The following is a 9,608-nucleotide window of genomic DNA, read 5'->3' as shown; positions in this document are numbered from 1 at the left end:
TTTTCGGTGACCGACAAGTGCGGGAACAGCTCAAAGTGCTGGAACACCATGCCGACACGGCTGCGCAGCTTGGGCAGGTCGGTCTTAGGGTCGTGCAAGGCAATGCCATCGACAAACAGCTCGCCCTTTTGGAAAGGCTCCAGCGCGTTGACGGTTTTGATCAGGGTGGATTTCCCAGAGCCTGACGGGCCGCAAACTACCACGACATCGCCTTTTTTGATGCTGACGTTGCAGTTGTTGAGCACCTGCACAGGGCCATACCACTTGGATACGTTTTTAATTTCAATCATGTTTTACTCCTCGGCTCGAATGACGGTGCTTGTTAGCGGATGATGGCAATCTTGGCTTGCAGCTTCTTAACCAGGTACGACAGGCCAAAGCACAAAACGAAGTACACCACGGCGGCCAGCAGATAGGCTTCTTCCGGGCGGCCGTAGATCTTGCCTGCAGTGGTAAAGCCCTTGAGCAAATCGTAGGCTCCAATGGCGTACACCAGCGAGGTGTCCTGGAACAAGATGATGGTCTGCGTCAGCAAAATCGGCAACATATTCCGAAACGCCTGCGGCAAGATCACCAGCTTCATGTTTTGCGCATAGGTCATGCCCACGGCCTGACCCGCATGCACCTGGCCACGCGGAATGGACTGGATACCCGCCCGCATGATCTCGCTGAAGTAAGCGGCTTCAAAAGCAATGAAGGTGATGATGGCCGACAGCTCTGCACCAATCGGCTTGCCGATCAGGAAGGGGATCAGCAAGAAGAAGCCCAAAATCACCATCACCAGCGGCAAGGAGCGCATGCCGTTGACGTAGAACGTAGCGGGCATCATCAGCAGCTTGCGGCCTGACAGGCGCATCAATGCCAGCAGGGTGCCGAAGAAAATACCACCCACGGTAGCAATCGCAGTAAGTTCCAGGCTGAAGATGAAACCTTGCCGAACGAACTTGCTAACGATTTCCCAGCTGAAAAAACTTAGGTCGAGCCCACCCATATCAATGCCCCCCGCCTGTACCACCGGCGACAACGAAGCCGGGGATCTGGATTTTTTTCTCGATGAACGCCATGACGCGGTTCACCACCACGGCGGACACCACATACAACAGGCACACCGCCAAGTACACCTCGATTGGACGCGAGGTTTCTTCGCCCACCTGGGTGAAGTAGAAAGTCAGCTCGGGGATAGACACCGCAAACGCCACCGAAGAATTCTTCAGCAAATTCATCGACTCGCTGGTCAGCGGCGGGAAAATGATACGTACGGCCATCGGCAAGATCACATAGCGGTAGGTCTGTGCAGTGGTGAAACCCACGGCCATCCCAGCATACCGCTGGCCTTTGGGCAGGGCCTGGATACCGGCTCGCACCTGCTCGGCAATCCGCGAAGAGGTGAAGAAGCCCAGGGCCATCACTACCAGCGCGAAGCCTGGAATCTGCTGCATCGGCGGAAATATTTTGGGCAGCACAAAGTACCAGATGAAGATCTGCACCAGCAATGGCACATTGCGGAACAATTCCACCCAGACATTGGCAATGCGCACCAGCCAAGGACTATTGGGCAATGTGCGCAAGGTGCCCATGAAGCCCCCCACCACAATAGCGACCAGCCATGAACTGCCAGCCACCGCGAGTGTCCAGCGCCACGCCTCCATCAGCCATTGCAGATAGGTGCGCCCACTGCCGTCATCGTTGAGAAATACCTGCCAATCCATAACACTCTCCATCCAGATGTGGGTGCCTACCGCAGACTGCGGTGCAGCAACCATGTAAGCAAATGCGTCTACCTTAAAGCAAAAACCCTGCCCCCAAACTTTGCGGGCAGGGTGGTGTACCGCCTAGTAACAGCGTTTACTTTTTAGCGTAGTCTTCTGCAGGCTTGTCGTTCAGGTTCGCCCAGGCGGCTTTGGTGGCTTCGCTGGCGGGCAGGCCGACCTTCACGTTCTTGGGTGGAATGGGCTGCATGAACCACTTGTCATACAGCTTGGCCATTTCGCCCGTTTTGACCATACCGGCAATGGTGTCGTCGGCCAACTTCTTGAAGGCCGGGTCATCTTTGCGCAGCATGATGGCAATCGGCTCGACGCTCAGAGGCTCGCCCACGATTTTGTACTCGGCGGGGTTCTTGGCAGTCGAAATATTGCCGGCCAAAATTTGACCGTCCATCACGAATGCATCGGCGCGGCCCGATTCCAACAACAAGAAGCTGTCAGCGTGGTCTTTGCCAAACACTTCTTTGAAGTCGATACCGGTTGCACGTTCATTCTTGCGCAGCAATTGCACGGACGTCGTTCCCGTGGTGGTGGCCACATTTTTGCCATTCAGTTGGGCAATGGTGGTGATGCCCGAGCTGGCCTTGACCGCGATGCGCACTTCTTCCACGTAGACGGTGTAGGCGAAAGCCACGTCTTTTTGGCGGGTCGCGTTGTTGGTGGTAGAACCGCACTCGATGTCTACGGTGCCGTTTTGCACCAGCGGAATCCGGTTTTGCGATGTCACCAACTGGTATTTGATGTCCAGCTTTTTACCAACCGTTTTTTCCAGATTGGCAATGATGTGCTGGCACACTTCGTAATGGAAACCGGTGTATTTACCGTCGCCCAGTGTGAAGGCCAGTGCACCTGAAGAATCCCGTACACCCATGGTGATGGTGCCGGAAGCCTTGACCTTGGCAATGGTGTCGGTGGCTTGCGCAAACGCACCACCAGCAGCTAAAGCAGCCACGGCAAAGGCGAGTAAATGTTTCTTCATGAAAACTCCAAGGTAAAAGATAAGAACTACACAACGCAAATTTTAAAGAACCGGGCGCAAGGGATAACCCTTGCGCCCATTCTTGGTGCATGCACAGGGATCGAAAATAATCGATTCCTACACACTATGCAGACTTTGTGCCTGCACGAAAAACGGCTTACTCAGGCTTCACCGCCATCGCCTGGATGATGGTGACCAACTGCGGGCTCATGGGCAAGTTGATGCTCACACCCGAGGGCAGGCGGCGCAAAAACCAGCGGGTATAGAAGCGGTTGAGGTCCCCTTCATCGGCCAGTGTCGCAAAGGTTTTGTTCACTACTTCGGCCAATGGCCCGTCGCCTTTGCGGTACATGATGCCGTAAGGTTCGTACGACAAAAACTCACCCACCACACCATAGTCTGCCTGCGCTTTGTTCTGCGCCAGCAGCCCATAGAGCAGTATGTCATCGGCGGCGAACGCATCCATTTTGTCCGCGGTCAATTGGGCAAAAGATTCAGCATAGCCGGGCGACACCACCAGTTGCAGATTGAGCTTGAATTTATCGGATAGTTCGCGCAAGGTTTTCTCACTGGTGGTGCCGGCCGTCACTCCTACACGCTTACCCACCAGGTCGCGGAACGACTTGACCGGCGAGCCATTTTTGACCATCAACTTGATACCCGAAATAAAAGTGGTGGGTGAAAATCCCACTATTTTTTGCCGCTCCAGGTTGCTGGTGGTCGAGCCGCATTCCAGGTTTACCTGGCCCGAAGTCACCGCATTAAAGCGTGTCTCGGGCGTGACAGGCTGCCATTTGATCAACAGCTCGCGGCCGATTTCTTCGCCAATGGCATCCACCAGCGCGCGACAGATGTCAATCGCATAGCCAATAGGCTCACCGCGTGCCGACAGGTACGAAAAAGGAATGGATGCGTCGCGGTAACCAATGGTCACCCCCCCGGTTTCATGGGCTTTTTTCAGAACACCAGTTAATGCCTGGGCATTCGCCGTGCAGGCCAGCAGAAAAGACAGCAGCCCAACTGCCAACGGTTTGATCCATGGGGTTCGCATGGTGTTGGGCATCAAGCGTGCGCCGGGCTACCGACCAAGGCCGCATCCATGGCGCGGGCATTGACTTCGGCGGCGGCTTCCGGAACCAGTTCCCCTTCCCATTTGGCGACCACGGCGGCGGCAATGGAGTTGCCCACGGCGTTGGTGGCAGAGCGGCCCATATCCAGGAAGGTATCCACACCCAGAATCAGGAGCAAACCAGCTTCGGGAATGTTGAACTGGTTCAGCGTGGCGGCAATCACCACCAGCGAAGCACGGGGCACACCCGCCATACCCTTGGAGGTCATCATCAGAATCAGCAACATGGTGATCTGGGTAGAAAGGGGCAAATGGATGCCGTACGCCTGGGCAATGAAGAGCGTGGCGAAAGTGCAATACATCATGGAGCCGTCCAGATTGAACGAGTAACCCATGGGCATTACAAAGCTGGAGATCTTGCGCTTGACACCAAAACGGTCCAGCGCATCCAGAATCTTGGGGTATGCGGCTTCAGAACTGGCGGTGGCGAAAGACAGCAGGAAGGCCTCCTTGATCAGCACCAGCAACTTGAAGACCCGTGGCCCCAGGAACACGTAGCCCGCAAAAACCAGCACGCCCCACAACAAAAACAGACCCAGATAGAAGTCGCCCATGAAGACGGCAAACTTCAACAAGATGCCCAGTCCGTTGACCGCGACGGTGGCGGCCATGGCGGCCAGCACTGCCAAAGGGGCCAGCTTCATGACATAGCCGGTAATCTTCAGCATCACGTGCGACAACTCGTCGATGGCGCTGACCAGCACCTTGGCTTTATCCCCCAGCGATGCCATGGCCACGCCAAAGAACATCGAGAACACCACGATCTGCAAAATTTCATTGTTGGCCATGGCTTCGGCGAACGACTTGGGCACCAGATGGCTCACAAAGTCTTTCAGCGTGAACTTGGACGTGGCCAAACCGGCCGAGGCACCAATATCTGGCAGCGGCAGACCCAAATTCTCACCAGGCTTCAAGAGGTTGGCCATGATCAGACCCAACACCAGTGAGATCAGCGAAGCCGTCACAAACCAGCCCAAAGCCTTTCCAAACACGCGCCCTACCGATGCGGCATCACCCATGTGTGCAATGCCCACCACCAGGGTCGAGAACACCAGCGGCGCAATCAGCATTTTGATCAGGCGCAAAAACACGTCCGACATGATGGAGATGTAGCCCGCAATTTCACTGGCTGCTTTTTTGTCGGGGAAACTGGTGAACACCATGTAACCCAGGAGGATCCCCATCACCATGGCTATGAGGATGGTGAATGCGGCTGGCATTTTCTTCTTCATGTCTCTTCCTCTCGATGTGTTGATACCCACGATGGGCAACCGCCAAAACTATATACAAAGCCCGTAGCAATGGGCTAGTGAATGCTCCATATTGCGCAAGAAAATGGCAAGCATTTTGTATGCCATCTAACGGTTACCGCGTACCAGAGCCATGGGCTGCGTCAGCTTTTCGGGTACCAGCAGTGCTTCCAGCTCGGCGCGGGTCATGATGCCCAGCGACTCGGCCACTTCGCCGATGGGGGCGCCGGTTTTCATCGCCGTTTTAGCGATCAGAGCTGACTTTTCGTAGCCGATGAGCGGGTTCAAAGCGGTGACCAGCGTCACCGATTCGCGCACACGCTTGGCCAGCAATTCGCGGTTCGGCTCGATACCGGCCACGCAGTTGGTCTGTAAGGTGCGGCAGGCCTGGCCCAGGTGTTCGATGCTTTTGAACAGGCTCCATCCCATGATGGGTTCGAACGCGTTGAGCTGCAATTGACCGGCTTCGGAAGCCATGGTCACGGTCATGTCGTTGCCGATGACCTCGAACGCCACCTGGTTCATCACCTCGGGGATCACCGGATTCACCTTGCCCGGCATGATGCTGGAGCCCGCTTGGCGGGCGGGCAGGCGGATGTCGCCAAACCCGGCCTGTGGGCCGCTGGACAAAAGGCGCAAGTCATTGCAGATTTTGCTGAGCTTGCAAGCCACACGCTTGAGCACGCCAGACAACTGCACAAATGCGCCGGTATCCTGCGTGGCTTCAATCAGATTGCTGGCTTTTTCCACCGGCACACCGCTGATTTCTGCCAGCAGCTGGCAGGCCCGGTCTGAATAGCCACCTGGGGCATTGATGCCAGTGCCGATGGCGGTGGCACCCAGATTGATTTCCTGGATCAGCGCGCGGGCTTCGCGCATGCGGGCCTCGTCTTCGCCGATCATGATGGCGTAGGTCAAAAATTCTTGGCCCAGGGTCATGGGCACGGCATCCTGCAACTGGGTACGGCCGATTTTGAGGATGTCTTTGAACTCCTCCGCCTTGGCCTCGAAGCCTTCGCGCAGAAACGCCATGGACGCCAACAGCCGCTCAATGCCCAGCCACAGCGCGATACGCACCGCCGTGGGGTAGACGTCGTTGGTGCTTTGCGAGGCATTCACATGGTCGTTCGGGTGCAGCACGTCGTAACGGCCTTTGTCCAGGCCCATTTTTTCCAGGGCCAGATTGGCGATGACCTCGTTGGCATTCATGTTGGTCGAGGTGCCCGCGCCGCCCTGGATCACGTCCACCACAAACTCGGTGTGCAGCTTGCCCTCCACCAGATCGTTGCAGGCCAGCACGATGGCGTCGGCCAGTTTGGCATCCAGCACGCCCAACTCCACATTGGTGCGGGCGGCGGCGGTCTTGACGAAGGCCAGCGCGCGAATCAGGTCCGGCATGGCCGAAATGCGGGTTCCCGAAATGTGAAAGTTGTCTACCGCGCGGGCGGTATGCACGCCCCAGTAGGCGGCTGCCGGAATCTTCTTTTCACCCAAAAAATCATGTTCGATGCGAAAGTTGGTAGACATACAAATCCAGGGCAGTTGTGGAGGTGGCGAACTGTAAGGGCGCGCCTATCCAAACACCAATGCCGTTTGCAGGCAGGCTTATGCATTGCTGTCATAGATCTGTCATAGCCGCCATGCCGCAATCGCATGACTGCGGCGGGCTACTTCGCAGGCTTTTGCGAGGCTAGGTAGGTCCACAAAGCCTGCGCCGTGCCCTTGGCGGCGGCCGGGCCGCTGGGCTTTTCGCGGTAGGCGCGCACGTCCATAGTCATCTCCAGCCCGGTCAGGCCCGGCGGGGCGGCGCTGACCAACTTGCGGGCGCGCAGCTCTTTCTTGACCGCGCTGTAGGGCAGGAAGGCGATGCCGTGGCCTTCCAGCGCCATGGCTTTCAGTCCTTCGGCCATGTCGGTCTCGTAGACCCGGTCCAGATGGATGGGCGTGGCCGACTGCTTCAGGATCATGTCCACCGTCTGGCCCAGGTAGGCACCCGGTGCGTAGCCCAGGTAGGGCAGCAACTGGCCAGGGCGGCCAGGCAACTGAAACAGCGGCGCGCCATCGGCATCAGCCTTGACGTAGGGCGCAATCACCTCCTGCCCCAGGCTGACCATCTCGTAGCGGTCAGCGGCCAACTGAAAGGGCTGCGAACTGTGGTGGTAGGCAATCAGCAGATCGCAGCTACCCTCGACCAGGCGCATCACCGCGTCGTGCACGTTCAGGGCGATCAGGCGGCTTTTGATGGGGCCAAACTTTTCCCGCAGCAGCGACACCCAGGCCGGGAAAAAGGTAAACGCCAAGGTGTGCGGCACGGCAAATTCGATCACATCCTGCCCGGCCGAATGGTGGCCGCGCAGCATGGCGCGGGTGCTTTGCAACGCTTGCAACACCTCCAGCGACTGGGCGTAGAGCGTTTCGCCCGCCGGGGTCAGGCGCGTGGGGTAGGAGCTGCGGTCCACCAGATCGGTGCCCGCCCATCCCTCCAGCGCCTGGATGCGCCGCGAGAATGCGGGTTGGGTCACGTGCCGCAACTGGGCCGACCGGCTGAAGCTGCGGGTTTCAGCCAAGCTGACAAAATCTTCAAGCCATTTGGTTTCCATGGCTGGATTATGGACGCGGCCAACCTAACTTTCATGGCTCGGGGTGCAGAGCACCCCGAGCCATGAAAGTTGTTTCAAGTTAGATGGGTGACACCACGGATTGGCCCGCAAAGTGCCGCGTCGCGTTGTCGATAAACCGCTGCACCGACGCTTCAATGGCCTGGGGCGACCAGCCACCCACGTGCGGCGTGAGCACAACCCCGTCCAAATCCAGCAGTTCGGCAGGCGGTTGGGGTTCGCTCTCGTACACATCCAGACCTGCACCCGCCAAGCGGCCGCCACGCAGGGCATCGGCCAGCGCTACGGTATCCACCACGCTGCCGCGCGACACATTGACCAGATAGCCGCCCGCGCCCAGCGCCGCCAGCACCTCGGCCCCCACCAGATGGCGGGTGGCCGGACCGCCCGGCGTGGCCACCACCAAAAAGTCGGCCCAGGTTGCCAACGCCACCAGGTCGGCAAAGTAGGTATGCGCCACCTCGGGCTGCGGCTTGCGCCCGTGGTAGCCGATCTGCATGCCAAAACCCAGCGCCCGTTGCGCCACCTTGTGGCCAATGCCGCCCAGACCGACGATGCCCATGCGGCGGTGCGACACGCTGCCGGACAAAGGCAAGGCATCGCGCCACACGCCCTGGCGGCACTGCCGGTCCATCTGCGGCACATTGCGCACCACGGCCAGCAGCAGGGCCAGGGCGTGGTCGGCCACGCAGTCGTCGTTGGTGCCCGCGCCGTTGGCCAGCACCAGCCCGCGTGCCCGGGCGTGGGCCACGTCGATATTCTCGAAACCCACGCCGAGTGCGCAGACGATTTCCAGGGCGGGCAAGGCATCCATCTCGGCGGCGGTCAGGCCCACACTGCCGATGATCAGCACCGCACGGATGCTGGCTGCATCGGCGGCGATATGGGCGGCCCGCAGCGCAGCGGTGGGCGCGTAGACCACCTCAAAATATGGTGCCAGCATGGCCTGGTGCAGCTCGGCCATGAAGTTCAAAACCAGGACGCAAGGACGGGAAGTTGCCATAAAGTGCTTTACTATCAAATAAATAGCTGCCAGCGCAGGTGCAATCTGCGCTAGAGGCCTATTTTTACCAAAAAACTATTCGGCGCTTTGCTGCAGCGCCCACATTGCGGCGTAGCGCCCGTTGGCCACCAGCAACTCGGCGTGCGTGCCGCGCTCCAGGATGCGGCCCGCGTCCATCACCAGAATCTCGTGCGCATCCACCACGGTGGACAAACGGTGGGCGATGACCAGCGTGGTCTTGTTGCGGGCAGCGGTTTGCAGCTCGGTCTGGATGGCCCGCTCGTTGGCCGAGTCCAGCGCCGAGGTGGCTTCGTCGAAGATCAGGATCGGCGGGTTCTTCAGCAGGGTGCGGGCAATCGCCACGCGCTGCTTCTCGCCGCCCGACAGCTTCAGCCCGCGCTCGCCCACCATGGTGCCGTAGCCCAGCGGCGTGGCGCTGATGAAGCCGTGGATGCGCGCCGCACGGGCGGCTTCCTCCACCTGGGCGCGGCTGGCACCGGGCTGGCCGTAGGCAATGTTGTATTCCACCGTGTCGTTGAACAGGACGGTGTCTTGCGGCACGATGCCGATGGCCTGGCGCACGCTGGCCTGGGTGACGGTCTGGATGTTTTGCCCGGCAATCAGAATCTCACCCTGCTGCACGTCGTAAAAGCGGAATAGCAGGCGCGCCAGCGTAGACTTGCCCGAGCCCGACGGCCCGACCACGGCCACGGTTTTGCCCGCGGGGATGTGCAGGCTGATGTCTTGCAGAATAGGCCGCGCCGGGTCGTAGGCAAAAAACACGTGGTCAAAGCGCACATCGACCTGGTTTTCATGCAACAAAATGGGCTTTGCCGCAGGCAGGTCGGCGATCTCCCGCTCTT

Annotated in this window: 10 protein-coding genes; all 10 read right to left on the bottom strand. The window is 58.8% G+C overall.

The genetic code is table 11. The annotated features are described in order from the left end of the window. Positions 1 to 290 (bottom strand): ATP-binding cassette domain-containing protein (locus tag ABI213_RS08035; protein WP_348026659.1); only part of this gene is annotated, 290 nt, incomplete at its 3' end. Between the two features lie 32 nt (positions 291 to 322). Then, positions 323 to 991: an amino acid ABC transporter permease gene (locus tag ABI213_RS08030; protein ID WP_348026657.1), complete on the bottom strand. Its 669-nt coding sequence runs from the start codon at positions 989 to 991 to the stop codon at positions 323 to 325. Position 992: 1 nt separating this feature from the next. After that, complete coding sequence (locus ABI213_RS08025) at positions 993 to 1,721, bottom strand: amino acid ABC transporter permease (protein ID WP_348026661.1); 729 nt, start codon at positions 1,719 to 1,721, stop codon at positions 993 to 995. A gap of 124 nt (positions 1,722 to 1,845) precedes the next feature. Beyond that, complete coding sequence (locus tag ABI213_RS08020) at positions 1,846 to 2,745, bottom strand: amino acid ABC transporter substrate-binding protein (RefSeq protein WP_348005409.1); 900 nt, start codon at positions 2,743 to 2,745, stop codon at positions 1,846 to 1,848. Positions 2,746 to 2,902: 157 nt separating this feature from the next. Further along, a complete protein-coding gene (locus ABI213_RS08015; protein WP_348026655.1) occupies positions 2,903 to 3,796 on the bottom strand; it encodes an amino acid ABC transporter substrate-binding protein in 894 nt (297 codons plus the stop codon). 11 nt (positions 3,797 to 3,807) lie between these two features. Beyond that, positions 3,808 to 5,106, bottom strand: coding sequence for a dicarboxylate/amino acid:cation symporter (locus tag ABI213_RS08010; protein ID WP_348005407.1), 1,299 nt, complete (start codon positions 5,104 to 5,106; stop codon positions 3,808 to 3,810). A 126-nt stretch (positions 5,107 to 5,232) separates the two neighbouring features. Next, the gene (locus ABI213_RS08005; protein ID WP_348005406.1) at positions 5,233 to 6,651 is read right to left on the bottom strand and encodes an aspartate ammonia-lyase; all 1,419 of its coding nucleotides are present in this window, start codon (positions 6,649 to 6,651) and stop codon (positions 5,233 to 5,235) included. 140 nt (positions 6,652 to 6,791) lie between these two features. Further along, positions 6,792 to 7,724 (bottom strand): LysR substrate-binding domain-containing protein, encoded by a 933-nt coding sequence (locus tag ABI213_RS08000; RefSeq protein WP_348005405.1) that lies wholly within the window; start codon positions 7,722 to 7,724, stop codon positions 6,792 to 6,794. Between the two features lie 79 nt (positions 7,725 to 7,803). Continuing rightward, a complete protein-coding gene (locus ABI213_RS07995; RefSeq protein WP_348026653.1) occupies positions 7,804 to 8,745 on the bottom strand; it encodes a 2-hydroxyacid dehydrogenase in 942 nt (313 codons plus the stop codon). 75 nt (positions 8,746 to 8,820) lie between these two features. After that, positions 8,821 to 9,608 (bottom strand): ATP-binding cassette domain-containing protein (locus tag ABI213_RS07990; RefSeq protein WP_348026651.1); only part of this gene is annotated, 788 nt, incomplete at its 5' end.

It is taken from the genome of Rhodoferax sp. (genome assembly GCF_039922535.1).
In the GTDB taxonomy this organism is placed as follows: Bacteria; Pseudomonadota; Gammaproteobacteria; order Burkholderiales; family Burkholderiaceae_C; genus Rhodoferax_B.
The sequence above is the reverse complement of the archived record's forward strand: the minus strand, read 5'-3'. Positions and strand labels throughout refer to the sequence as shown.

Coding starts and splice junctions, on each gene's coding strand:
- ABI213_RS08030 (WP_348026657.1), bottom strand. CDS start 991: ATGGGTGGGCTCGACCTAAGTTTTTTCAGCTGGGAAATCGTTAGCAAG.
- ABI213_RS08025 (WP_348026661.1), bottom strand. CDS start 1,721: ATGGAGAGTGTTATGGATTGGCAGGTATTTCTCAACGATGACGGCAGT.
- ABI213_RS08020 (WP_348005409.1), bottom strand. CDS start 2,745: ATGAAGAAACATTTACTCGCCTTTGCCGTGGCTGCTTTAGCTGCTGGT.
- ABI213_RS08015 (WP_348026655.1), bottom strand. CDS start 3,796: ATGCGAACCCCATGGATCAAACCGTTGGCAGTTGGGCTGCTGTCTTTT.
- ABI213_RS08010 (WP_348005407.1), bottom strand. CDS start 5,106: ATGAAGAAGAAAATGCCAGCCGCATTCACCATCCTCATAGCCATGGTG.
- ABI213_RS08005 (WP_348005406.1), bottom strand. CDS start 6,651: ATGTCTACCAACTTTCGCATCGAACATGATTTTTTGGGTGAAAAGAAG.
- ABI213_RS08000 (WP_348005405.1), bottom strand. CDS start 7,724: ATGGAAACCAAATGGCTTGAAGATTTTGTCAGCTTGGCTGAAACCCGC.
- ABI213_RS07995 (WP_348026653.1), bottom strand. CDS start 8,745: ATGGCAACTTCCCGTCCTTGCGTCCTGGTTTTGAACTTCATGGCCGAG.